Source organism: Kitasatospora sp. NPDC048286, assembly GCF_043201735.1.
In the GTDB taxonomy this organism is placed as follows: Bacteria; Actinomycetota; Actinomycetes; order Streptomycetales; family Streptomycetaceae; genus Kitasatospora.
Genome location: NZ_JBICZE010000018.1, coordinates 60,588 through 85,292, shown reverse-complemented (window position 1 = coordinate 85,292; position 24,705 = coordinate 60,588). Strand labels below are relative to the sequence as shown.

General features: G+C 72.1%; 16 protein-coding genes. 8 read left to right on the top strand and 8 right to left on the bottom strand.

Going from position 1 to position 24,705, the window contains the following annotated elements:
* Window positions 1-37 precede the first annotated feature (37 nt).
* The 5 genes from ACGF13_RS34170 to ACGF13_RS34150 are packed head-to-tail and all read left to right on the top strand — an operon-like array spanning window position 38 to window position 5,472.
* Window positions 38-616, top strand: a complete 579-nt coding sequence (locus tag ACGF13_RS34170) for a flavin reductase family protein (RefSeq protein ID WP_392882838.1) — start codon at window positions 38-40, stop codon at window positions 614-616.
* A 9-nt stretch (window positions 617-625) separates the two neighbouring features.
* Window positions 626-1,864, top strand: coding sequence for an AMP-binding protein (locus ACGF13_RS34165; protein WP_392882836.1), 1,239 nt, complete (start codon window positions 626-628; stop codon window positions 1,862-1,864).
* Between the two features lie 35 nt (window positions 1,865-1,899).
* Complete coding sequence (locus tag ACGF13_RS34160) at window positions 1,900-3,267, top strand: FAD-dependent monooxygenase (protein WP_392882834.1); 1,368 nt, start codon at window positions 1,900-1,902, stop codon at window positions 3,265-3,267.
* A 28-nt stretch (window positions 3,268-3,295) separates the two neighbouring features.
* A complete protein-coding gene (locus ACGF13_RS34155; RefSeq protein WP_392882831.1) occupies window positions 3,296-4,252 on the top strand; it encodes an alpha/beta fold hydrolase in 957 nt (318 codons plus the stop codon).
* 32 nt (window positions 4,253-4,284) lie between these two features.
* Window positions 4,285-5,472 (top strand): cytochrome P450, encoded by a 1,188-nt coding sequence (locus ACGF13_RS34150; RefSeq protein ID WP_392882828.1) that lies wholly within the window; start codon window positions 4,285-4,287, stop codon window positions 5,470-5,472.
* Between the two features lie 86 nt (window positions 5,473-5,558).
* Here the strand turns inward: ACGF13_RS34150 and ACGF13_RS34145 are convergent, their stop codons facing one another.
* The 3 genes from ACGF13_RS34145 to ACGF13_RS34135 form a co-directional block, all read right to left on the bottom strand.
* On the bottom strand, window positions 5,559-7,472 hold the full coding sequence (locus ACGF13_RS34145; RefSeq protein WP_392882826.1) for a BTAD domain-containing putative transcriptional regulator: 1,914 nt from the start codon (window positions 7,470-7,472) through the stop codon (window positions 5,559-5,561).
* Window positions 7,473-7,551: 79 nt separating this feature from the next.
* Window positions 7,552-8,862, bottom strand: a complete 1,311-nt coding sequence (locus tag ACGF13_RS34140) for a salicylate synthase (RefSeq protein ID WP_392882824.1) — start codon at window positions 8,860-8,862, stop codon at window positions 7,552-7,554.
* A gap of 449 nt (window positions 8,863-9,311) precedes the next feature.
* A complete protein-coding gene (locus ACGF13_RS34135) occupies window positions 9,312-10,790 on the bottom strand; it encodes an MFS transporter (RefSeq protein ID WP_392882822.1) in 1,479 nt (492 codons plus the stop codon).
* Window positions 10,791-10,899: 109 nt separating this feature from the next.
* On the opposite strand from ACGF13_RS34135, the gene ACGF13_RS34130 reads away from it, so the two are divergent.
* Both ACGF13_RS34130 and ACGF13_RS34125 read left to right on the top strand, forming a co-directional pair.
* Entirely contained in the window at window positions 10,900-11,580 is a 681-nt protein-coding gene (locus ACGF13_RS34130; RefSeq protein WP_392882819.1) for a TetR/AcrR family transcriptional regulator, read from the top strand.
* 2 nt (window positions 11,581-11,582) lie between these two features.
* Window positions 11,583-12,257, top strand: a complete 675-nt coding sequence (locus tag ACGF13_RS34125) for a TetR/AcrR family transcriptional regulator (protein ID WP_392882816.1) — start codon at window positions 11,583-11,585, stop codon at window positions 12,255-12,257.
* A gap of 129 nt (window positions 12,258-12,386) precedes the next feature.
* Here ACGF13_RS34125 and ACGF13_RS34120 read toward each other — a convergent pair whose 3' ends face one another.
* From ACGF13_RS34120 to ACGF13_RS34100, 5 genes are all read right to left on the bottom strand, one after another.
* Window positions 12,387-13,982, bottom strand: coding sequence for a (2,3-dihydroxybenzoyl)adenylate synthase (locus ACGF13_RS34120; protein ID WP_392882814.1), 1,596 nt, complete (start codon window positions 13,980-13,982; stop codon window positions 12,387-12,389).
* A gap of 28 nt (window positions 13,983-14,010) precedes the next feature.
* Window positions 14,011-14,796, bottom strand: a complete 786-nt coding sequence (locus ACGF13_RS34115) for a thioesterase II family protein (protein ID WP_392882811.1) — start codon at window positions 14,794-14,796, stop codon at window positions 14,011-14,013.
* A complete protein-coding gene (locus ACGF13_RS34110; protein ID WP_392882808.1) occupies window positions 14,793-19,199 on the bottom strand; it encodes an amino acid adenylation domain-containing protein in 4,407 nt (1,468 codons plus the stop codon). The genes ACGF13_RS34115 and ACGF13_RS34110 overlap by 4 nt, the downstream gene beginning before the upstream one ends.
* A gap of 94 nt (window positions 19,200-19,293) precedes the next feature.
* The gene (locus ACGF13_RS34105; RefSeq protein ID WP_392882806.1) at window positions 19,294-21,003 is read right to left on the bottom strand and encodes an ABC transporter ATP-binding protein; all 1,710 of its coding nucleotides are present in this window, start codon (window positions 21,001-21,003) and stop codon (window positions 19,294-19,296) included.
* Window positions 21,000-22,697: an ABC transporter ATP-binding protein gene (locus ACGF13_RS34100; protein ID WP_392882804.1), complete on the bottom strand. Its 1,698-nt coding sequence runs from the start codon at window positions 22,695-22,697 to the stop codon at window positions 21,000-21,002. Before ACGF13_RS34100 ends, ACGF13_RS34105 begins: the two co-directional genes overlap by 4 nt.
* Window positions 22,698-23,090: 393 nt before the next feature.
* On the opposite strand from ACGF13_RS34100, the gene ACGF13_RS34095 reads away from it, so the two are divergent.
* A complete protein-coding gene (locus ACGF13_RS34095) occupies window positions 23,091-24,695 on the top strand; it encodes a radical SAM protein (protein WP_392882802.1) in 1,605 nt (534 codons plus the stop codon).
* The last annotated feature ends 10 nt before the right edge of the window (window positions 24,696-24,705 follow it).

The following is a 24,705-nucleotide window of genomic DNA, read 5'->3' as shown; positions in this document are numbered from 1 at the left end:
GGCCCACTCGTACCGAGACCGCAGGAGGTCCTCCGCCATGTCACCGGATCCGGGGCTCGCCCCGCACCGCGAAGCACCCGAACAGGCCGCCGACATCAGGCAGTTGATGGGCGGGTTCCCCACCGGTGTCTCGATCATCACCGCTACCGGGGTGGACGGCGTCAACTGGGGCATGACCTGCAGCTCGCTGTGCAGCGTCTCGCTGGACCCGCCGATCCTCCTGATCTGCCTGCGCGCCGGCAGTCCGACCCTCGGCGCGGTGCTGGCGAGCGGCCGCTTCGCCGTCAACCTGCTGCACGACCAAGGCCAGCAGGCCGCCGAGCTGTTCGCCTCTGGCGCGCCGGACCGCTTCGACCGGGTCGCCTGGCAGGCCGGACCGGGCGCCGCCGGGCCGCACCTCCTGTACGCCTCGCACACCATCGCGGACTGCTCGCTGTTCTCCAGCCACATGGTCGGCGACCACGTCGTGGTGATGGGCGCCGTCGACAACGTGATTCCCCGGCGCCCGGTACGCCCGCTGATGTACGGGCTGCGCCGCTACCTCTCCTGGCCCGAGCAGAGCAAATCAAGGAATTCTCCAGACCAGGACGGCAGGCTGACCCCGTACGGATCCTGAGGAAGCCGAGTGAGGACTGACCAGCTGATCGCCGCCACGCTCCCGGGCGCCCGGCCGCCCGGGTGGCTCCGACCCGACCCGGACAGCCCGGACACCCTGGACGGCCTGTTCGCATCCACCGCCCGGCGCGCCCCCCGGGCGATCGCCGTGCGCGGGCCCGACACGCGGCTCGGCTACGCCGCCGTTGACACCAAGGCCGGGCAACTGGCCACGCTGCTGCTGCACCGCCAAGTGCAGCTCGGCGAGCCGGTGATCGTCCACTGCAGCGATCACCCGCAGTCCCTGCTGGCCCAGTTGGCGGTGCTGCGGGTGGGCGGCGTCTGCGTGCCGGTCCCGGCCCACGCCGACCCGGCGGAGATCACCGCTGCGGCCGAGATCAGCGGCGCGTCCACCGTCCTGTGCAGCCGCGCCCAGCTGCGCCACTGGCGTGACCGGTACGACGCGCTGGCGCTGGACGACGCCGAGGTCTGGCGGCTGATGTCCATGCAGCGGGTGGACCGGGCACTGCCGCTCTCCTCGCCGCACGGCGCCGCTTACCTGCTGGTCTCGGTGCGCAACGGCGAGCCGTGCGGCGAGCTGATCGACCACCGGGCGTGGCTGCTCGCGCTCGCGGCCCGCACCCGCTTCGCCGGACCAGCCTCGTCCCAGGTACTGCTGAGCTTGCCGCCGCAGGACCGGATCGCGCTGTCCGCGATGTGGTGGGCGTTCGCGGGCGGCGGCACGCTGTACCTCCCGCCGCCCGGGTCCGCCCGCCACCGGCCGTTGCCGGCGCCCAGGGCCGTCGCGGTCCTCGCCTCCGAGGAGTACGAGCGCGCACTGCCCACCCTGCCGGTGCGGCCGCGCACGGTGATACTGCTCGGCGGCCCCGTCCCCCGGCCGCTGGCCGCCCACCACTTCGCGCTGTTGCCGACGACCCGGCTGGTCCACGAGTTCGCCCCGGCCGGCAGCGTCCTGCCCTGGACCGTGACCGAGTTCCCGGCGGACGGCCGCACACCGAGCGGTTACCTGGGCGCCCCGTCGCCCGGCGTCCGGGTCCGGGCCCTGGATGCCGACGGCCGGCCCCTCCCGCCCGGGACGGCCGGCGAACTGCGTGCCGACGGTGCCGCCCTGCCCTTCGAGACCATCCGCCGCGTGCGAGCGTCTACCGGGTACCCGTTCCGCCCGGCCGTCGAAGCGGCGCCCGACCGGGGACCGCACGGCCGGCTCCTCCGCGACGGCGCCGTGGAACTCACCACCGCGCTCGGCTGACGACCCAACACGCCTTCTGGGAAAGAGAGATCGAGATGTCCGCGAAACACGCCCTGGTGATCGGCGGCGGCTTCGCCGGCTTGCTGGCGGCCAAGGTGCTGGCCCGCTACACCGACCGTGTCACCGTTGTGGAGCGCGACGTCCACCCGACTGGGCCCCAACCGCGCAAGGGCGTGCCGCAGGCCCGCCACTCACACCTCCTGATGGGCCCCGGCGCCCGGGCCGTGGACGCGCTGGTCCCCGGCACCCTCCAGGCCTGGACCGACGCCGGCGCCCACCGGCTGAGCGCGACCGGCGAGGTGGCGTTCCTGACCAAGTTCGGCTGGCTGCCCCGCTGCACCCACTCGGAGTTCATCGTCTCCTGCAGCCGCGATCTGCTGGACTGGGTGGTGCGCGAGCGCGTCCTGCGGGACGAGCGGATCTCTGTGCGCACCGAGACCGAGGTGACCGGCCTGATCGGGGACGGTTCCCGCGTGACGGGCGCCCTGGTCCGCGACCGCGGCACCGGCGAACAGTCCCGGGTGGAGGCGGAATTCGTGGTCGCGGCCGCAGGACGCTCGGCCCGGGCCGCGGACTGGCTGACCGATCTCGGTCTGCCGCCCGTCGAGGAGGAGGTGATCGACGCCGGCACCGCCTACGCCACCCGGCTCTACCAACCCTCCGCCGAGCTCCACGCGGCCACCCCGGGCATCGTGATGATTGCGAACTCCACCGGTGAGGCCACCGGCGGCGCGCTGCTCCCGCTGGAGGACGGCCGCTGGACGGTCACCATGATCGGCATGCGTGGCTCCGAACCCCCCGTCGAGGCAGACGAGTTCACCAGGTTCGCGGAGCAGCTCTCGGAGCCCGCGATCGCCAAGCTGCTCACCGAGGCGACCCCGCTCGGTGCGGCGCGCGGCTTCCGCGGCCTGGTCAACCGGCGCTGGCGGTTCGACCGGCTGCCCAAGCACCCGGAGAACCTGGTGGTCCTCGGCGACGCCGCCTGCACCCTCAACCCCTCGCACGCGCACGGGCTGACCGTCGCCGCGCTCGGCATCCAGGCCTTCGACACCGTCCTGGCCCAGCACGGCTTCGCCCCGGGGGCGGCACTCCGGGCCCAGCGGGCCGTCGCCGCGCAGGCCCGCGACGCCTGGGACCTCTCGATCAGCGACGACCTGCGCCACCCGTCCGTGCGCGGCGCGGTGCCGAACCTCGCCCTGCGTCTGCAGAACGTGTACGCGGACCGGGTCATGCGGGCCGCCACCGGCCGCACCACCGTGGCCCGGTCGCTGGTGGACGTGATGGCGCTGGCCAGGACCCCGATCTCGCTGGCCGCGCCCGCCACCCTGCTCGCCGCGCTGCGCGGCCCCGGCTCTCGGCCCGCGCGCGCCGAGGCCGCCCCCGCCCTGGCTCCCCGGCTCTGACAACCGGGCACACGGAAAGGAACCCCCCATGCTCCACCACCGCACCGTCGAGGTGAACGGCCTGCGCCTGCACCTCGCCGAACAGGGCGAGGGCCCGCTGGTCCTGCTGTTGCACGGCTTCCCGGAGTGCTGGTACTCATGGCGGCACCAGTTCGCGGCGCTCGCCGAGGCCGGCTACCGGGTGGTCGCGCCCGACCAGCGCGGCTACGGGCGCAGCGACCGGCCCGAGGCCGTGGACGCGTACACGATCCTGCACCTGGTCGGCGACGTGACCGGCCTGATCCGGGAGCTCGGCGCCGATCAGGCCGTCGTCGTGGGCCACGACTGGGGCTCGCTGGTCGCCTGGTCGGCCGCGACGCTGCGCCCCGACCTGATCCGCGGCGTCGCCGGCCTGAGCATCCTGCCGCCCCAGAGGCGCGGCCCGGTCCCGCCGCTGCGGCAGGCCCGGGAGCAGTTCGACGGACGGTTCTACTGGAACTACTTCGAGCAACCGGGCATCGCCGAGGCCGAGTTCGGCAAGGATCTCGATCGCACCTTCCGGCTGATGCTGTTCGGCGCCTCCGGCGACCGCCCGCAGAGCGGCCCCCCGGCCCCGCCCCTGGTCCCACAGGGTGGCGGCTTCCTTGACCTGGCCGCCTACCCGGAGCAGCTGCCGGCCTGGCTCACCGAGAAGGACATCGCGGCCTACGTCGCGGAGTACACGGAATCCGGCTTCCGCGGCGGCCTCAACTGGTACCGCAACCTCGACCGCAACTGGGAGCTGACCGCCGCGTTCGACGGCCGGCGGATCGAGGTGCCCGCGCTCTATCTGGTCGGCGACCGCGACCGGGCCTTCCCCGGTGAGGGCCGGATCGTGCCCGCGCTGGCCCCGGTCGCACCGAACCACCGTGCCCCCGTGGTCGTCCCCGGCGCCGGGCACTGGGTCCAGCAGGAGCGGCCGGAGGCGGTCAACACCGCCCTGCTCGACTTCCTGAACTCCCTGTGAGGGGCCGAACCGAGCAGTCGAGAGGAGTCGAAATGACCAGCACCCCGCTCGACCTCGCCGCGCTCGGCGAGGACTTCGCCCGGGACCCGTACCCGGTCTACGAACAGCTGCGCGCACAGGGCCCGGTGCACCGGGTCTGGATGCCCGAGGGCGCCGAGGTCTGGCTCGTGGTCGGCCACGAGCAGGCCCGGGCCGCGCTCACCGATCCCCGACTGTCCAAGCAGTGGCGCAACGCGGCCGAGGACTTCCCGATCAAGAGCCCGTCGGGCAGCCACATGATGAACTCCGACGCCCCGCAGCACACCCGGCTGCGCAAGCTGGTGGCCCGGGAGTTCACGTCCCGCCGAATCGAGTCGATGCGCGCGAGCGTACAGAAGCTCACCGACGAGCTGCTGGACCGGATGCTCGACGCCGGCCAGGACCGCGCCGACCTGGTGGACGACTTCTCCTTCCCGCTGCCGATGGCCGTGATCTGTGAGCTCCTGGGAGTGCCCTTCCTGGACCAGGCCGAGGTGCGCCGCTGGGCGGACGCCGCGATCTCCTCGCCGGACCCGGCCGAGCGCAGGGCCGCCGCCCAGGACGCCGCCCGGTTCATCAGCCGACTGATCGAGGTGAAGCGCGGGCAGCCCGGCGACGACCTGCTGAGCGCGCTGATCAAGGTCACCGACGAGGAGGGCGACCGGCTCAGCGGGGACGAGCTGATGGGCACGGTGTTCCTGCTCATCGTCGCCGGCCACGAGACCACCACCAACCTGATCGGCAACGGGGTCTTCGCACTACTCACCCACCCTGACCAGCTGGAGCTGCTCCGCTCCGACCTGTCGCTGATCGACAACGCGGTGGAGGAGATGCTGCGCTACGACGGCGCGGTGGAGAGCGCGACGTTCCGCTTCGCCACCGAGCCGATCGAGCTCGGCGGCCACCTCGTCCGGCCGGGCGATGCGGTCATGGTCGACCTCAACTCGGCCAACCGCGACCGGACGCGCTTCGCCGATCCGGACCGCTTCGACATCCGGCGGGCCACCGCCGGCCACATCGCCTTCGGCCACGGCATCCACCACTGCCTGGGCGCGCCGCTGGCCCGGATGGAGGCCCGGATCGCGATCCGCTCGCTCCTGGAACGTTGTCCGGGCCTGGAACTCGACGTCCACCCGGACCATGTGCGCTGGCGGCACGGCATCCTGGTCCGCGGCCCGCATCACCTGCCGGTCCGCTTCTGACCCGGTGCCGGAGGGGCCGGCCCTGGCCAGGGCCGGCCCCTCCGGCACCGAGGACGCGTCCTGCGGATCCCTGCCGGGCCCGGAACCTAGGCAGCGGAGTCGGCCGGTACCGCCTTCCGCCACAGCATCAGCCGTTCCATTGCAGCCTCACGCTGCAGCCGGGGCTCCCGCTGCGCGCACTCGACGGCGTAGAGCGCGATCAGGTCGTGGAAGCGATACTCGTGCTGGCGCACCTCCACCAACAGGTGGTTGTCCGACAGCAGTTCCAGCGTATCCCGAGCCTCGCGCCGGGAGATGCCGGCCAGCGCGGCGACCGCCGGGACAGTGATCGGCCCGCCCGGGTGGAGCCCGAGCAGCCGGAACAGCCGGGCCGCCTCCGTCGACAGCGCCTGGTAGGAGGACTCGAAGGCCGCCCGCAGGCTGGCCGCCTCGTCCCCCTGGACCATCAGCCGGTCCAGGCGGCCCTGTTCGACGGCGAACTGCTCGACCAGGTCAGCCGGGGACTCCTCGGGGTCGGCCACCAGCGCCTCCGCGGCGATCCGCAGCGCCAGCGGCATGCCACCGCAAAGCCGGACCAGACGCCGGGCGCTGGCGTCCTGGCCGTCCAGCCGCCCCTCGGTCAGGCCGCCGAGCAGGTCGAGCGACTCCTGCGCGCCGAGCGGTCCGAGCCGGACGAGGTGCGCCCCGTCCCGGACCGCCAGCCCGCTCAGCTTCTGCCGGCTGGTGGCGACCACGCAGGAGAAGCCACGCGGGATCAGCGGACGCACCTGCTCGGCACTGAGGGCGCCGTCCAGCATGACCAACATCCGCCGGCTGTGCAGCAGGCTCCGGTAGAGGGCGGAGCGGCCGGCCAGGTCGGCAGGCATCCGAGCGTCGTCCACGCCGAGGCCGCGCAGCAGCTGGAGCAGCGCGTCAGAGGCGCTGAGCGCCTTGCCACCCGGGCCGTGCCCAGACAGGTCGACGTAGAGCTGGCCGTCCGGGAAGCGGTCGGACAGCTGGTGGGCGGCCTCCAATGCGAACGCGGTCTTGCCCACGCCGGCCGGACCGTCCACCACCACGACAGGTGTGGCAGCCGACTGTTCCGTCTCCTCACTGATAAGCCGTGCGACGTGTGCCGACTCCGCTACACGGCCCACGAACCCCCGTGCCAGCGGGGGGAGTTGGGCAGGCATGGGCAGGCCCGGGGCGAACGACTCGACGGTGGTGGCGGTGGCCGCCGAAACCGACTGCTGCTCCCAGGGCAGCGAGCACGGCTGCCCGGCGAGGATCTGCTGGTGCAGCAGCTGCAGCTCCGCGCCTGGCTCGATACCGAGCTCCTCGCGCAGCAGGTGGCGGGTCTCCCGGTAGAGCTCCAGGGCGTGTGCCTGCCGGCCGCAGCGGTACAACGCGAGCATCAGCAGCCACCGCAACTGCTCGCGCAGAGCCTCCTCGGCCACGGCGGCGGACAGCACCGTGACCACCTCGGCCGCGCGGCCCACCTCCAGCATGCCCGCGGCCCACTCCTCCACCACGGTCAGCCGCTGGTCCTGGAGCCGGGTGCGCTCCAGGGCGGCGAACGGTCCGGGGATTCCCGAGAAGGCCTCCGCCCGCCACAGCGACAGGGCGGACTCGGCCGCCTCCAGCGAGCCCTCGACATCACCGCGCGCCCGCAGGCGGCGGGCCTGTGTGTGGCGGTCGGCGAACCGCACGGTGTCGATGCCCGTCGGGTCGATCCGCAGCAGGTAGCCGCCGCCGGAGGAGACGAGCACCTCGCTGTTCTCCCGTCGGCTCCGGCTCGGTTCCAACGACCGGCGAAGTCCGCCGACATAGGTGTGGACGCCATTGGCGGCCGTCTGCGGGATGTCACTGCCCCAGACGGCGTCGATGATCTGCTCCACCCCCACGACGTCGTTGGCCCGGCTGGCGAGCAACGCGAAGACGGCGCGCTGCTTGGGAGGACCCAGGACGATCTCACGGTCATCTCTCCAGGCACGCGTCGGCCCCAATAACTGGATCTGCATTGCTCCCCCGGTTTTGTGTGCTGATTCCTGAGGTATGTGCAAGGGCGGTTCAGCCAACGGGTTCGGCACTCCGCGCGGCCTACGCGGAGCGGGCCTGCAGGCACCCGGCCACGCAGCGCAGCTTCTCCCTGGTCTCCTCCAGTTCGCGCTCGGGGCGGGAGTGCCCGACGACACCGGCCCCTGCCTGGAGCCAGGTCTGCCCTCCCCTCGCGTAGACACTGCGCAGGACGAGGGCCGCGTCCATCGCGCCGTCCTGGGAGAAGGTCATCACGGTGCCCGCGTACGGGCCGCGCGGGCGGGTCTCGTACGCACGGATGGCATCGTAGGCGGCGCGCTTGGGCACACCGGAGGCGGTGACAGCGGGGAAGAGCGCTCGGAAGGCGTCCCAGGCGTCGTTTCCGTCGGCCAGCCGGCCGGTCACCCGGGAGGCGAGGTGCTGGACCGAGCCACGCTCCTTGACGACCATGAACTCCGCGACCGAGACGCTCTCGGGGTCGCAGGGGTCGACCAGTTCGTCTGTCGCGACCTTCACGGAAATCGCGTGCTCGTGCAGTTCCTTGGGGTCCGCGAGCAAGTCCTCGCGAAGGGTGCGGTTGGTCTGCGGATCACCGGTGAGGGCACGGGTACCGGCCAGCGGCTGGCTGACCACCTGGCGCCCGGCGTCGACCTCGACCACGGTCTCCGGGCTGAAACCGAGCGCACGCAGCCCGCCCATCTGCAGCAGGAAGGAGCGAGCGGGAGTGTTGGCCCGACGGCCTATCACGTAGCTGGCAGGGAAGTCGATCTCCTCACCCAGTGGCACGACCCGGGAGAGGACTGCCTTCTGGAGCAGCCCGTCCTCGATGTCCCTGACGACCGAGGCCACGCCGGAGAGGTATTGTTCGGCGCCGATCTCCAGGTCGGCTCTCGCGGCGTCCACCGAGGTGAATTCCTGTAGCGGGGCGACGAGTTCCTTCTCGACGGCGCTCATGCCGTACTGGTCCAGGCTGCGGATCACGGCCCGCGAGGCGGTGAAGCGCACCTCCGTGCGGGGAATCACGAGGTGCAGCAGCACCCCGTCGTCCACCGGCTGCCCGAGCAGCGCGTACGAGAGCTCAAAGGCGCACCAACCGTACGCCCGCCAGTCCGCGATCGACAGTCCGGCCAGGAATTCCCGGACGACATCCAGCGGGTCGCCCTCCCAGGATGCTTCGGTGGTGACGCCGTCACGCGTACATCGGACGGTGTCCGCCCCGACGACGATCTCGGCCGCGGCGTCACCCGCGATCGCCCACCCTTCGGTTCCCTCATACACGACGTAGGTGCCGAACAGGCCGGATGCCGCGAGCGCGGCGGCCCGGGTGAGCGGCTCACCGGAAGTCTCGACTACTGCGCTACGGTAATAGATCATTATTTCGCCTGCTCCTCATGGCTCGTCGGACAGTGACGAGGGCAGCGACGAACCAAGGAGAAGAAAAGCCGAGCACCGTTTCCCCGTGAATACCGCCGGAAGCCCTGCCAGAACGAATGACCAAACCTCGGGAGGGTACTCTGATGCTCATTCGCTAAATAGCTTAGCGACGCAATGAACTTCACCATTCGGTGAAGGATGGAAATCGAATAACCCCCCGGCCCAAGCCCGACCGAGCCGGGCCTTGGATGCATTGTATACAACGATCCAGTCGAACTCAATGTCGCCCTGAAAGGATTCCGACAGACCGACCGGAGCGTGAGGCGACATCACCGATCCGGAGTGGAAAAGGAATCCATAATTCCCCCTCCCGGACCCGGCCCCCACCTCCGCGGTGCTTCCGCCGGAACCTCCCGTCCCGAAGGTTCCGACGGACACGTACCAGTAGGTCAGCGCGCCGCGTCGGTCACCGGGCTGCGCTCGGCGGCGGGCTCGGCGGGTGCGGCCCCCGGGGCCGCCGGCTTCGGCCTGCCCGGCAGGACGACGGCCGCGACGAGTGCCGAGGCCACCAGGAAACCGGCCGCCAGCAGGAAGCCGAGCCCGAAGCCATGCGTCGCCGCCGCCTTGGCGTCGACCCCTGCGGCCAGCTGGTGGTTGGTGCGCGAGGTCGCCACCGTCACCAGCACCGCGAGGCCGATGGCGCCGCCGATCTGCCGGGCGCAGTTGAGCAGCGCCGAGGCCGTCCCGGCCTCCTGCGGCGGGAGTCCGCCGGTGGCCGCCGCGGTGAGCGGGACGAAGGAGAAGCCGATCCCGAGGCCCGCCACCATCGAGGGCCCGAGCACGTCGGTGACGAAGCCGCCTGAGGGGTCGACGGCCGCGAACCAGGCGAAGCCCGACGCGGCGACCAGCCCGGAGGGGATCAACATCAGCTTGACCGGAACGCCGCGCCGCATCAGCCGGGTGGAGACCTGGATGGCGACCACCACGACCAGGCAGAGCGGCAGGAAGGCCATGCCGGCCTCGGCCGCGTTGAGGTCCAGCACGGTCTGAAGGTAGAGCGTGATGAAGTAGAAGGCGCCGAACTGGCCGGCGACCAGCAGCGCCATGTACAGGTTGGCGCCCCCGATGTTGCGCCGGGTCAGCATGCCGAGACGGATCAGCGGGTCTTCCATCGGCCCGAACTGCTCCCAGAGCACGAAGGCGATCAGCAGCACCGCGGCGGCGGCGAGCGTCAGGATCGTGGTGGCGGAGCCCCAGGCGACCTGGTCGGTGCGCTCCACCCCGAGGATCAGCAGACCGGCGCCCGCGGTGGCCAGCACGGCGCCGACCACGTCGAGTCGGCCGCGCCGGTTGCCGAAGGTCCCGCCGGGGACGCTGCCCATCGCCATCACGAGCACGCCCACCACCATGGGCAGGTTGACCCACATCACCCAGCGCCAGCCCGCGTACTCGGCGAGCAGGCCGCCGATCAGCACGCCCGCCCCGCCGCCGACCGCCGAGACGGCCGCGTAGACGCCGAACGCCTTGGTGCGCTCCTTGCCCTCGCGCTGGGTCAGCGTCAGCACCGCCAGCGCGGCGGGCGCCATGATCGCCGCTCCGACCCCCTGCACCGCACGGGCCACGATCAGCTGCATCTCGTTCTGCGCCAGCCCGCCACCCAGCGAGGCGACGGCGAAGGCCACCGCACCGGAGAGCAGGATCCGGCGCTGCCCGTAGAGGTCGGCCATCCGCCCGCCGAGCAGCAGGAAGCCGCCGAAGCAGAGCGCGTAGATGTTGACCACCCACGGCAACTGGGACTGTTCGAAGTGCAGCCCCTCCCCCATGCTGGGTAGTGCCACGTTCACGATCGTCATGTCGAGCGTGACCATGAACTGGGCCAGGGCCACCGCGAATAGCGCCCTTCCCCGGTTCAGACCTGTCTCGTCCATCGTCCCCTCCGGGGTTTTTGTACCCGTATGCCTTACGCGTACGATAACTGTAGCCGGAGCCTGCGACGACCGCCACCCCGCAGGGGATCCGGAGGCCAGGAGAGGATGTATGCAGCCACCTGAGAAGACCCGAGCCCGGCCAGGCCGCCCCTCACAGCTCTCGCAGGACGTCATCGTCGAGGCCGCCCAGCGGATCCTCGACGAGGAGGGCCACGAGCAGCTGTCCATGCGCCGCCTCGCCCGGGAGTTGTCCATCACGCCGATGGCGCTCTACCACCACGTACGCGACAAGCACGACCTGCTGCTGCTCCTGCTGGCAGTGAAGTCCGCCGCCTTCCCCCACCCCGAGCTGCCGGACGACCCGGTGGAACGCACCGTCGCCGCCGGCCGTCTCCTCTACGACGTCCTGGCCGAGTGCCCCTTCCTCGCGGATATCCTCGCCTCGCCGGACCTGATGTCCGTCTCGGTCTCGTGGGTCGCGGAGGTGCTGGTCAACGCGGCCGTCGAATGTGGACTGACCCCCGCTCAGGCCCTTGGCGCCTACAACGTGATCTGGCGGTACACGCTCGGAACACTGATGATCCATCTGAACCATCGGGGAGGCCCGACCGATCCGGACGTCCACGACGAGCGGAGGCTCCAGACCATGTCCGCGCTGGACCCGGTGGACTATCCCCGGATCACCGCACTGGCCCCCCGGTGGCCCGAGCTCACCAACCGGAACCCGCATGACCAGGGGTTGCGGGACGTCGTCGGTGGCTTGCTGCACCATTACAAGAGGAAGATGTAGGGATGGAACCACGCACACCGACCCGTCGGACCGGACGACCGCCCAGGCTGTCCCGGGAGGCGATCCTCGCCGCCGCCCAGAGGATCCTGGGTGAGGAGGGGGCGGACCAGCTCTCCATGCGGCGGCTGGCCAAGGAGCTCTCCAGCACGCCGATGGCGCTGTACCACCACGTCCGGGACAAGGACGAGCTGCTGCTCCTGCTGCTGGAGAGCCACGCCTCGGCCTTCCCCCGCCCCGAGCTGCCCGCCGAGCCGCGCGGCCGGCTGATCGCCGCCGCACAGGTCCTGCACGACATCCTCGCCGAGTGCCCGTGGATCGTGGAGGTCCTGGCCTCCGACGACCTGTTCGCGGTCTCCGCGCTGTGGATCGTCGAGAACATGATCGACGCGGCCGTCGAGTGCGGGCTCACCCCCGAACAGGCCGTCTACGTGTACCGGGTGATCTGGTACTACACGGCCGGCGAGCTGACCATCCGGCTCGGCCGCGAGCGCCGGCGTGCCACCCTCGACCGCCAGCCGCACCGCACCCAGGCTCTCGCCGCGCTGGACCCGGAGGTCTTCCCCCGGCTGGCCTCGCTGGCCTCCGGCTGGGACGAGCTGACCAACACTGACACCCACCACGAGGGGCTCGTCGCGATCGTGGACGGTCTGCTGACCGCCCTACGACCCACCGCCTGACCGGAGGGTCCGCGCACCGCACGGCGGCGGCCCGCAGTCGACCGCCCCGGGACCGGTTCAGGCCCCGGGGCGGTCTGGCCGTGCGTGGCGGCCGGTTCGGGGGTGGTCCGGCCAGCGCGCACGGCCGCTCTAGTGGGCCCGCTGCACCAGGGCCTTCTTGTCGACCTTGCCGATCGCGGTCAACGGCAGCGCCGGGAGCACCATGAGCCGGTCCGGCAGCTTGTACGCCGCGAGCCCGCGCTCCCGCAGCGCCGCCTGCAGCTCGCGCAGCGTGGGAGCCCGCTCCGGATCGACCGGCACCACGCAGGCACAGGTCTGCTCCCCCATCAGCTTGTGCGGCAGCCCGATCACCGCGACCGATCGGATCCGCTCGTCGGCGAGCAGGTGCTCCTCGACCTCCAGCGTCGGGACCTTCTCCCCGCCGCGGTTGACCACGTCCTTGATCCGGCCCACCACCTCCAGGTCGCCGGCCGCCGAGCGCCGCACCAGGTCGCCGGAGCGGTAGTAGCCGTCCTCGGTGAAGGCGGTCGCGTTGCGCTCGGGCGCCCGGAAGTAGCCGCGCAGCGTGTACGGGCCGCGGGTCATCAGCTCGCCGACCTCGCCCGGCGCGGCGTCCGTGCCGTCCTCGCGCACCACCCGCACCTCGTCACCGGGTGACAGCGGGCGGCCCTGGGTCTGCTGGACCACCTCGGCCGGGTCATCAAGGCGGGTGAAGTTGAGCAGGCCCTCGGCCATGCCGTAGACCTGCTGCAGCATGCAGCCGAGCGCCTGCGGCACCTGCCGGGCGGTCTCCGCATCCAGCCGGGCGCCGCCCACTTGAAGCAGCGCCAGGGAGGAGAGGTCGTGCTCCGTCCACTCCGCCGCGTCGAGCCAGAGAGGCACCAGCGGGGGCACCAGCGAGCTGATCGTCACCCCGGCCCGCTCGATCAGTGGGAAGCACTCGTCGGGCGTCGGTGCGGGGGACAGCACCACAGTGCCGCCCACCCTCAGGGTGCCGAGCAAGCCCGGACAGGCGAGCGCGAAGTTGTGCCCGGCCGGCAGCGCCGTCAGGTACACGCTGTCCGGCCCCACCCCGCACAGCCGCGCGCTCTCCCTCAGCTGGTAGGCGTAGTCGGTGTGGGTGCGCGGGATGAGCTTCGGCGGCCCGGAGGTGCCCCCGGACAGCAGGAAGAGCGCGACCGCCTCCGGGTTCGGACGCGGTAGCTCGACCGGTTCGGCGTCGACCTCGGCGAGCGCGGTGTACGGACCGGGATCACCCACCACCAGGACGTGGGCGAGCGTGTCGGTCTGCTCCAGCACCGCGGCCGCGACCGCCCGGTAGTCGCAGCCCAGCGCCCGGGAGGCGCAGACGTAGGCGACCGCGCCCGAGCTCGTCACCAGGTGCACGATCTCGGCCGAGCGGTGGGCGGGGAGGGCGAACACCGGCAGCGCGCCGAGCCGGAACAACGCCAGACACAGCACCGCGAACTCGACGTCGTTGGGGAGGTGGACGACCACCCGGTCCCCGACGCCCAGACCACGCGCCCGCAGGCCCGCCGCCAACCGGTCCGCCGCCCGGTCGAGCTCACCGTACGTCAGCGTGCGGGCGGGCGTGACGACCGCGGGCCGCTCGTTCCGCTCCAGAAGGCCGGCCGGCCACTCGCCCAGCACCTCACTGGTCCAGTACCCCTGTTTCCGGTATTCCTCGGCCAGCGACTCCGGCCATCCGGTGAAACCCTCGATCATCGTTCGAACTCCTTGAATTGACGAATCGTCACGGCATCAGCGGCCAGGCGGAGCCGGTCAGCGCGCAGATCGAACGGGCCCGCTCGACCAGGGCGGCGAGCACCCGCTCGCGCTGCTCGTGCAGGTAGAAGTGGCCCCCGGCGGGGAAGACCAGCTGATCGCACGGCCCGTCCGTCACCTCCCGCCAACCGGCCGCCTCCGCCGCGGTAACCTCGGGATCGTCCGCCGCGCGGATGACGGTCACCGGGATCCGCAGCCGCACACCGGCCTCCGGCCGGTAGGTCTCGATCACACGGTAGTCACTGCGGATCGCCGGCAGCAGCGCGGCCAGCAGGGCCTGGTCCTCCAGGACGTCCCGGGAGGTGCCTTCCAGCCGCCCCAGGTCCGCCAGCAGCTCGCCGTCGGGGGCGTCGTGCAGGGCGCCGGCGCGGGACAGCTGCGGGGCGGGCTGCCCGGAGACCAGCAGCGCGGCCGGCCCCAGGCCCAGCCGGGCGAGCCGACGGGCCGTCTCGTACGCGACCGACGCGCCCATGCTGTGCCCGAACAGCACGGTCGCCACCGGGGACCGCTCGCGCAGCAGGTCGGCAGCCAGACCTGAGACCAGCCCGTCCATGGTGGCCTCGGGTTCCTCGTCGAAGCGGTCGCCGCGCCCCGGGTACTGGACGGCGCAGACCTCGACGTCCCAGGGTGCGTCCAGCGCCCAGAGGCGGTACGCGGTGGCGGCGCCCCCCGCGTGCGGGAAGCAGACGAGCCGGACCCGCGCCCGCGAGCGCGGCGAGAACCTCCGCAGGCTGGAGACCGCGGTGCCGGTCACAGCTCCCCCTCCTCGAACTCGCCTTCCTGTGCGGTACGGAGCGCGGCGATCAGCTCGCTCATCGCGGCCACGGTCGGCGCCCTCAGCACGTCCCGCATCGGCAGTGCGATCCCGAACCGCAGCCGGATCCTGGCAACCAGACGGGTCGCCAGCAGGCTGTCCCCGCCGTACGAGAAGAAGGTGGCGGACCGCTCGGTCACGGTCTGCCGCAGGACCTGCGACCACAGCTCGGCAACCGCCTCCTCCAGCTCGCCCCGCGGCTGGTCGTCGCCCTCGGGCGCCCGGTCCACGCAGGCGGCCACAGCCTGCTGCAGCCGGCCCCGGTCCACCTTCCCGTTGGCGCTCAGCGGCAGCTCGGGCAGCCCGACGAAGGCGGTCGGCAACATGTGCGAGGGCAGGCGGTCCGCCAGCCAGGCACGCAGCGCGCCGGGGTCGAGGCCCGGCACGGTGCGCGGGTGCTCGGCGGCGATCAGGACCGTCCCGCACGGCTCGCTCTGGACCACCCGGATCTGCGTGAAGCCCGCGCGCGCCAGCTCCCGGGCCCAGCCCTCGGCATCCGTGGGGGCGACCCGCTCCTCGGTGGCGGAGACGGCCGGCAGCGCGAGCGGGGTGGCCCGCACCCGGGCCGTCAGGAAGAGCTGTCCGCCCGGGCGCAGCAGCAGGGCCATGGCTGCGGCGGCCGCCCCCGCGTCGGGGATCGCGGACACCGCGTCGTTGGCGACCACCGCGTCGAAACGGTGCAGTCGGGTCTCCGGGATGCCCACCGGGCCCTGACGGACCGTCCGCACCTGGTGCGGGGATCCGGCGAGCCGGACGCCGGCCCCTGCCAGCTGGCGCGGGCACTGGTCGAACAGCGTGTAGCTGACGCTACCCGGCTTGAGTGCGTCGAGCAGCCGCTGCGCGGTCCGGCCACCCCGGCCCGCCCACTCGGCGACAGCCAGCGGCGTGCCGTCCTGGCCGGCCAACGCCTCCAGCTCCTGCGCGGTCGACTCCAGGCAGGCCCGTACGCCCGGCACCAGATCACTCAGACCGTCCGGTGACAGCACCGGGTCCTCCAGAAGAGCCGCCCCGTCGGCCTCGGCCTGGAACACCGCATTGAGCAGCGGCATCGCCCCGACCCAGCCGTTCACCACCGTCTCAAGACGGGTGCCCCGCACCTGCGCGCGCAGCCGGGCGGCCCGCTCGCCGTCGCGGACCTCCTCCCAGCGTGTGCCGGGCAGCACCGTCGCGCCGGCCCGGTCCAGCACCCCGCGCATGACGAGGTAGTCCAGCCAGGCCGTCAGCATCGGCCGACGGTCGGCGGCGACGGGTAGGGAACGCTCCTCGGCGGGCTCCTGACCGGGCTGCAGGTACTGGCTGAGCATGGCCGTGGCGAAGGTCTCGGTGAGCTGCTCCTCCAGCTCCACCTCCTCCGCCCCGGTCGTGGGGACCTCCGGCACCGCACCCCCGGCCACCGGACGGCCCACCACCGCCGCCACCAGTTCGCGCCGCGGCCCACCGACCACCGAGGCAAACGCGTGCGAGACCCCGGGGTGGGCCTGCAGCACGGACTCGATCTCGCCGAGCTCGACTCGGAAGCCGTTGATCTTCACCTGGTGGTCCAGCCGACCCAGGAACTCGATGTTCCCGTCCGGCCAGTAGCGGCCGAGGTCACCGGTGCGGTAGTAGCGCTCACCGTTGACGGTCGGGAACCGCCGGGCGGTCAGCTCCGGGTCGCCCCGGTAGCCGCGCGCCACACCCGTGCCACCGATCCACAGCTCCCCCGGCACCCAGTCCGGGCAGTCGCGCCCCGCCGGGTCGACCACCCGGTACGACTGGTTCCGCAGCGGCGTGCCGTACGGGACGGAGCGCCAGTGCTCCGGGACGTCCTCCACCTCGTAGGCGTTGGACCAGATCGCCGCCTCGGTCGCACCACCGAGGCCGACCAGCCGACATCGGCCGCCGGTGAGGTCGGCCAGCCGGCCGGGCAGGTCGAGCCCGATCCAGTCACCCGACAGCAGCGCCAGGCGCAGCGTGCCGGGCAGCTCGTCGGGGGCGGCGACGGTGAGCAGCATGTCGAGGAGGGCCGGGACGCTGTTCCAGACCGTCACCCCGTGCCGGCCACACAGGCTCAGCCACCGGCCTGCCTCCCGCCGGTCCTCCTCGGCCACCAGCACCAGGGCACCGCCGGCCGCGAGCAGTCCGAAGACGTCCCAGACCGACAGGTCGAAGTCCAGGGCTGAGACGGCCAGCACCCGGTCCGAACCGCTCACGCCGAAGCGCTCGTTGACGTCCTCGACGGTGTTGACCGCGGCCCGGTGGGTGATCTCGACGCCCTTCGGGACGCCGGTGGAACCGGAGGTGAAGATGACGTACGCGAGGTCCTCGGGGTCGCCGGGAACCGGGGCGGCGAGCGGTTCGGCGCACAGCGCCTGCTCGACGGTCAGCGCGGCGGCGCCGGGCGCGGCCGTGCCGTCCAGGACGACCGGGGCGCCGCTGAGCCCGAGGATCCGTTCACGTCGCTCGGCCGGCTGGTCCACCCCGACCGGCACATAGGTGCCGCCGGCCGCGAGCACGCCGAGCACGGCGGCGATCTGGTCGGGTCCCTTGGGGACCGTGACGACCACCGGCGTGCCGCGCCGCACGCCCCGGGCGGCCAGCGCACCGGCAATCCGCAGCGCGCGGTCAGCCAGCTCCACGTGGGTGAGCAGGCCGTCCTCCTCCCAGAGCAGCGCCGGAGCCCCGTCCCGCTCGGCAGCGCGGGCGAAGAACGCGTCGTGCAGCCGCAGGCCGCTCTCAGGACGCGTAACGGCGTTGATCTCGGCCCGGCGGGTGGCCTGGTCGGCGGGCAGCGCAGTTTCCGGTGAGTCGTCCCAGTCGGTCGTGGTGAGCCCGCGCAGCAGCGTGGTGTACGCGGCCATCATGTCGTCCAGCAGGCCGGCCGGGAACAGCTCCTCGACGGCGTCCCAGGCGAGCAGCAGGCCACCTTCCCTGGTCCGGTACACCTGGTGGTCGAGCCAGACCTGCGGTGTCTGCGAGACCATCCAGGACAGCTCGCCAAAGCGTTCGAAGCAGCTCTGCGGCACCAACGGGGCGTCCAGGTTGCAGGCGAAGACGACCGGGGCGCTGCGCGGGGCGCCGGTGTCCGTGCGGACGAAGTCGCGCAGCACGTCGACGCCCGAGTAGGCGGCGTGGCCGACGTCCTCGTGCAGCCGCCGCTGCACGGCGGCGGCCCGGGCGGCGAAGCCCTCGGCGCCCGCCAGGTCGACCTCCAGGAGCACCAGGCTGGTGAAGTCGGCGAGGATCCGCTCGATGTCGGGGTGGCGGCCCTGGTCGCGGTCGAACAGCGGGATGTTGAGCAGGAAGTGCTGCTGACCGCTCCAGCGGGCCAGCACCTCGGCGAACGCGGTGACCAGCAGGACGGCCGGGGTGAGGCCGTGGCGGGCGGCCCGGCGGCACAGCAGGTCCCACTCGTGCGGGTCGAGGGTGTGAGTGCGGCGGACGAAGCGCGGTACGCCGACCTCCTCCGGATCCCGGGCCAGCGGCAGGCACGGCCCGGCGGGCAGGTCGGGCAGCCTCCGCTGCCAGTACTCCCGCGCCCGGCCGCGCTCGGCGGCCCGGTCGTCGGCGCTGTCGGTAAGGTACTGGGCGAAGGTGTAGGCGGGCTCGGCAAGCGCCGACGGGTCCTCGTAGAGCGCGGCCAGGTCGGCCAGCAGCAGCCGGATGCTGTGCACGTCGGCGACCAGCAGGTCGACGCTGACGTGCAGGACGGCGCGCTCGTCGGGCAGGCGGCTGAGCTGGACGTCCAGCACCTGCCCGGCGTCCACGTCCAGGCGGCGGTGGGACAGTCGCTCGCGGACCTGCTCGACGCCCTGCTCGTCGGCGTGGTCGAGGACGGTCAGCCCGGGCCAGGGGGACTCCTCCAGCACCCGCTGGGTCCCGTCCTCCTCGAACCGGGCCCGCAGCATCGGATGCAGCCGCAGCAGTGCCCGCACGGCCCGCTCCAGGCGCTCGGGGTCGACCTCGCGGGCGGCGATCTCCAGGTAGGCGTGGCATCCGACGCCGCCGAGCGGCCGGTCGTCGCCGCGCCCGATCCAGTAGGCCTGCTGGACGGCGGTCAGTACGAACGGCTCGTGCGCGTCCGCCCGGGTTGCGGAGCGCTGCGCCCCCGGTGTGCCCGGGACCGACGCGCCGAGGTGCCCGTACCAGGCCGAGAGTCTGGGTTCCCGGGCCAGGTCGGTGAACTTCGCGTCCACCCCGGCCCGGTTCAGCCGGTTCACCAGGGTCATCAACTGTATGGACTGCAGCCCGAGTTCGAAGAGGTTCGCATCGTCACACAGGTCGTCCACGGGTATGTCGAGCAGGTCGGCGACCACGCCGCGGAGGTCTTCCGGCCGCTGACCGGCCATGCTTTTGCGGGGCATCCCCGCCTCCATTTCATCGAGTACCGGGCCGGCAACGCCGGTCACACGTCCAAGGGAGGAGCTCATAAAGGAAAGGGTTCGGAACCGACCCGGCTCATGAGGTCACCCGCGCCGCGAGCCGCCGGAACTCGGCGTACCGCCCGCCCCGGCCCAGCAGTTCCTGGTGGGTGCCCTGCTCGACGATCCGGCCCTCGTCCAGGAAGGCGATCAGGTCCGCCTGCTCGACCGTGCGCAGCCGGTGGGCGACCATCACCACGGTGCGGCCGGCCATCAGCCGGTCCAGGCCGTCCTGGACGGCCGCCTCGCTCTCCGGGTCCAGCGCCGAGGTCGCCTCGTCGAGCAGCAGGATCGGGGCGTCCTTGAGCAGGGCTCGGGCGATCGAGACGCGCTGGCGCTCGCCTCCCGACAGCGCGGTGCCGCCCTCGCCGACCTGGGTCCTCCAGCCCTGCGGCAGACGCGCGACCACCTCGTCCAGATGGGCGGCGACCGCCACCGCCCGCAGGTCCTCGTCGGCGGCGTCGGGCCGCCCGAGCCGGACGTTCTCCTCGATCGTCCCCTCGAAGAGGTAGACGTCCTGGAAGACGACGGAGAGCAGTTCCATCAGCGGACCGCTGCCGATCTCTCGCACGTCGACGCCGCCGATCCGCACCGCGCCGCCGTCCACGTCGTGGAAGCGGGCCAGCAGTTGGAGCAGCGTCGTCTTGCCGGCCCCGGAGGAGCCCACCACGGCCAGCCGACGGCCCGCGGGCAGCTCCAGCGAGAGTCCGTCGAGCACCGTGCGCCCGCCGCGCCGGAAGGCCACCCGGTCGAGGCTCAGGCCGTGGTCCGTGGGGGTCCGCGGCGTCGCCGCCTCGGGCAGCACGGGCTCCGCGAGCAGGACGTCGATCCGCTCTACCTCGCCGCGCGAGACCCGCATCTGCCCGCCCAGGTCGGCCAGCGACAGCAGCGGGTCGGCGCACCGCGCGACGAGCACCAGCAGCGCCAGCAGCTCGGGCACGGCGATCGAGCCGTCCAGGGCCAGGTAAGCGCCGAGGGCCAGGATGACGGTGAAGACCACCTGGACCACGAAGGTCAGGCCGAGCACACCGGGGACGTTCGCCAAGGCCGCCTTCCGGCCGCTGCGCCACTGGTCCTGGAGGGCATCGTCCAGCAACCGGTAGCTCTCCCCGGTGCGGCCGCCGGCCCGCAGCACCGGCTGCGCCCGGACGTACTCGACCACCCGGCCCGCCGCGTCGTCGCTACGCCGGGCACGCTCCTCGTCCTGCCGCACGGTGGCCCCGATCGTCCAGCGCTGCACGCCGAGGACGACCGGCACGGCGACCACCCCGGCGAGGGCCAGCCGCCAGTCGAAGAAGAGCATCACCAGCACGACGGAGAGCGGGGTGAGGCTCGCGGTGATCAGCGGCCGCAGCCGGTGGGCGGGAACCGACATCACCTCCATCACGCTGCGGCTCGTGAGGCCTGAGACGTTGCCGACCCGGCTGCCGGTGAACCAGCCGAGCGGCAGGCGGGCCAGCTGGTCACCGAGCCGGTGGTGAAGGCCCCGGGAGAGTTCCCCGCCGGCCCGGAAGCCGGCGACGTCGCTGAGGTAGCCGAGCACGGAGGTGACCAGGACGGCTGCGGCGAACCCGGCCAGCCAGGGCCAGGCATCGGACGGCTCGTCACCCAGCAGCGCGCGCAGCAGCGGGACCAGCAGCGCGTAGGACAGGCCCTCGGTGACGGCGCAGGCCGACATCACGGTGACGGCCCGGCGCAGCGGGCGGTCGTGCTGGCTGCCCAGGACACGGAGCAACAGGCGGATCACAGGCCGGCCTCCTTCAGCGCGGGCTGGCCGGCGTGCTGCTGCCGGACTCGCCACATCTCTGCGAACTTCCCGTTCTGGAGCAGGAGTTCGGGGTAGCTGCCGTGCTCGACGATCCGGCCGCCGTCCAGCACGACGATCCGGTCGGCGCGCACGACGGTCTCCAGCCGGTGGGCGATCACCAGCTGGGTGCGGCCCACGGTGAGGGCCTGCAGGGAGCGGCGGATCTCGGTCTCGGTCTTGGCGTCGGCGAAGGACATCGCCTCGTCCAGAACCAACACGGGTGCGTCCACCAGGAGCGCCCGAGCGATCGAGAGGCGTTGCGCCTCGCCGCCGGACAGGCCCACGTCCTCGCCGAGGACGGAGTCGTAGCCGCGTGGCATCGCGGTGATCCGCTCGTGGATGCCGGCCGCGCGGGCGGCCGCGATGACGGCGCCGCGGTCGGCCTCCGGGACGGCGACGGCAATGTTGTCGGCGATGGTGGTACGCAGCAGTCGGACGTCCTGAAAGACGAAGGAGACGTGCCGGTAGAGCCGGTCGGCCGGGACCTCCCGCAGGTCCGTTCCGCCGAGCAGGACGGCTCCGCCGGTGGGGTCGAAGAAGCGCGGCAGGAGCTGCGCGAGGGTGGACTTGCCGGCGCCGGACGGACCGACCAGGGCCGTGGTGGCGCCGGGTTCCAGAACCAGGTCGATCCCGTCGAGCACCAGGCGGTCGGGCTCGTAGCCGAAGCTCACCGAGCGGAACTCGACCCGGCCGTCGCGCGGTTCGGCCGGCCGGGTCGGCTCGGGCAGCGGCTCGACGGAGAGGAGCTGGTGAATCCGCTCGGCGGACTGCTCGGCGGCGTGGACGGTGTCCATGCCGTGACCGAGCGCGGCGACCGGGGCGGTCAGCGCGACCGAGAGCAGCAGGAACGGCAGCAGGTCGGCCGGCGGCATCCGGTCGGCGGCGATCAGGCCGGTGCCGCCCGCCAGGACGAGCAGCAGCACAAACGGCGGCGACAGGACGAGCGCGGCCAGCGAGGCCAGACCCGCGGAACCGTTCACGTACTCCAGGAAGGAGTCGGCGAAGTCGTCGGCGGCCTTGCGGTAGCGCTGGTGCGCCCGGCCGCCTCCGCCGAAGGTCTTGACGACGGCAATGCCCTCGACGAACTCGACGGCCGCGGCACCGATACGGCCCATGGCGGCGCCCATCTGCCGCCCCTCCGCCTGCCGGCGGGGCGAGTTGAGCACGCGGCGCAGCAACAGGCCGAGAGCGACCGGGACCAGTGCGACGAGGGTCATCCGCCAGTCCACCCAGGCCAGGTAGACGAGGGAGGCGAGCGGGACGACGATCGCCGAGGTGGCCTCGCCGGGTACGTGGGCGATCAGGTGGTGCAGCTGGTCGACGTCGTTCTGCACGACCCGGTTGACCTCGCCCGAGCTGCGGCCGGAATACCAGCCGAGCGGTACCCGCCCGAGCCGGTCGGCCAGTAGCCGGCGCAGCGTCAGTGCGAGCTTGCCGTCCACCAGGTGTGCGATCCCACCGGAGAGCGCGGCCAGCAGGGCCTTGACGAAGAGGCCGGCCACACCGAGCCAGACCACCGCCCAGACCTTCCGGTGGTCGGCTGACCCGGGGCCGAGCAGTTCACGGCCGAGTTCGACGACCGCGATGAGCGGCGCGAGCCCCGCGAGTGAGCTGATGGCCTGCAGGATCAACACGCTGGCGAGGCTGCCGCGATGCGGCCGCAGTAGCCGGAGAAGTTCCTGACGAGGAGTCCCTGCCGTAGCCATGGGGTCCCCCACCTTTCAGGCTCGGTCCCACCGCCACGAACACGGCATGCCCGGACCGCCGCCGGATCGCAAGAGAGTCGAATGCTGGAGACACAAACTTTACACGTATAACAAACCGGTCGGCAAGCGCTCCCGATCACACTGGCGTTACCAGCCAAGCCTTTTGACGGTCAGTCGCAATCGGGCGGTGGCCCGGGCCCGCCCAGCCCGAACACGTGCAGGATCCGTCCAGACACCCTCCAGGAGCGACTTGCCACGATCTCGGCGGCACCCTCGACCCGAGGCCCGTGCCGTGAATTCCCGGCAGGAGAGCAGTCGGCCATGCGCTTTTTGCTTCTGAGCGGGCTCGGCCCCGCGAATCTCAACGCTCCATATCTGAAGGGGTCGTTCTTCGACACTGATCCGGGCGGGCACGCCACGCGCACGCTGCACCGGGCCGACAGCGCCGGGCTCGACCTCTCCCGGCTCTCTTTCGAGCGCGGCGACCGGCAGGTGGCCCTGCTGCGCCCGCGACCGGACGACACCCCGCACCTGACCACGGTCACCCTGCTGTCGATCATGGAGCGGAGCGGACACGACTTCGAGCGGATCGACCTGGAGGACGTCTGGTCGGGCCAGGCCAAGGTCCCGGCCGGCGACTTCGACTACGTGCTGCTCTCCACCACGTTCATCTGGAACGGCCCCATCCTCTCCCGGGCCGTGGCCTGGATCACCGCGCACCTGCCCGGCGTCGGCATCATCGCGGGCGGGCAGTTCACCAACCTCAAGTTCATGCAGGCCCTGCGGGACCACCCCGAGATCGTCGCCGTGGTGCGCGGCGACGGCGAGGTGGCGCTGCCGGCCACCCTAAACGCGCTGAGTCGCGGCACCGACCTGGCCACCGTGCCCAACCTGGCCTGGCGCGACGGCGAGCGGATGAAGATCAACCCCATCGACTACGTCGACATGGAAGAGTTCCCCTCTCCGCTCGTACTCGGCTCCACCGCGATCGTCCCCTACGAGTCGATGCGCGGCTGCCCGTTCGACTGCAAGTTCTGCTCCTTCCCGGCCGCCTCCCCCAAGTGGCGCTACAAGTCGGCGGAGAAGATCCGGGACGACTGGCTGGCCTACGCCGCGCAGAACCACGCGGAACTGATCTCCGCGATGGACTCGACCTTCACCATTCCGCCGACCCGGCTGCGCCGCCTCCTGGAGATCCTGCCGGACGCCGGCACCCCCGCCTGGGAGGGCTTCAGCCGCGCCAACACCATCAACTCCGCCGAGCTCGTGGCCGGGCTGGAGGCCACCCGCTGCCGGCAGCTGCACATCGGCTTCGAGTCGATGAACGACGAGACGCTGAAGCGGATGAGCAAGCGCGTCTCGGTCAAGCAGAACCGCACCGCACAGGAACTGCTGAGCCGCAGTGGCCTCTCCTATTACGGCCTCTTCATCACCGGCTACCCGGGCGAGACCCCGGAGATGTACCAGGACACCCAGGACTACCTGATCCACGAGTACACCGGTCACTTCGCGCTCTCCCGGTTCTCCATCACCGACGAGACCATGCCGCTCTGGAAGGATCGCGAGGAACTACAGATCGAGGCCGACGACCCGACCGACCCGGCCTCCCCCTGGTCGCACATCGGCATGAACAGCGTCCAGGCCGCCCAGCTCCAGAAGGAGACACTGGACAAAGTCCGCCGGCACAACGACAAGGCGATCCTCAACCTCTGGCAGCACGACTACCAGCACTCCCTACTGCCGCACCGTGAGCGCGAGGTCAACATCGCCGTCGAGAAGGCCATCGAGCGGCTCGCCATGGCCCCCGTCGACCACACCGACGTGGACCGGGCCGCCGACACCGTCCGCACCCAGCTCGACCTGCTGCGGTCGCACGGCGTCGAACTCGCCGCCCCTGGAACCGAGTTGAGCAACTCAGCAGCCTGAGCCCCCCAAA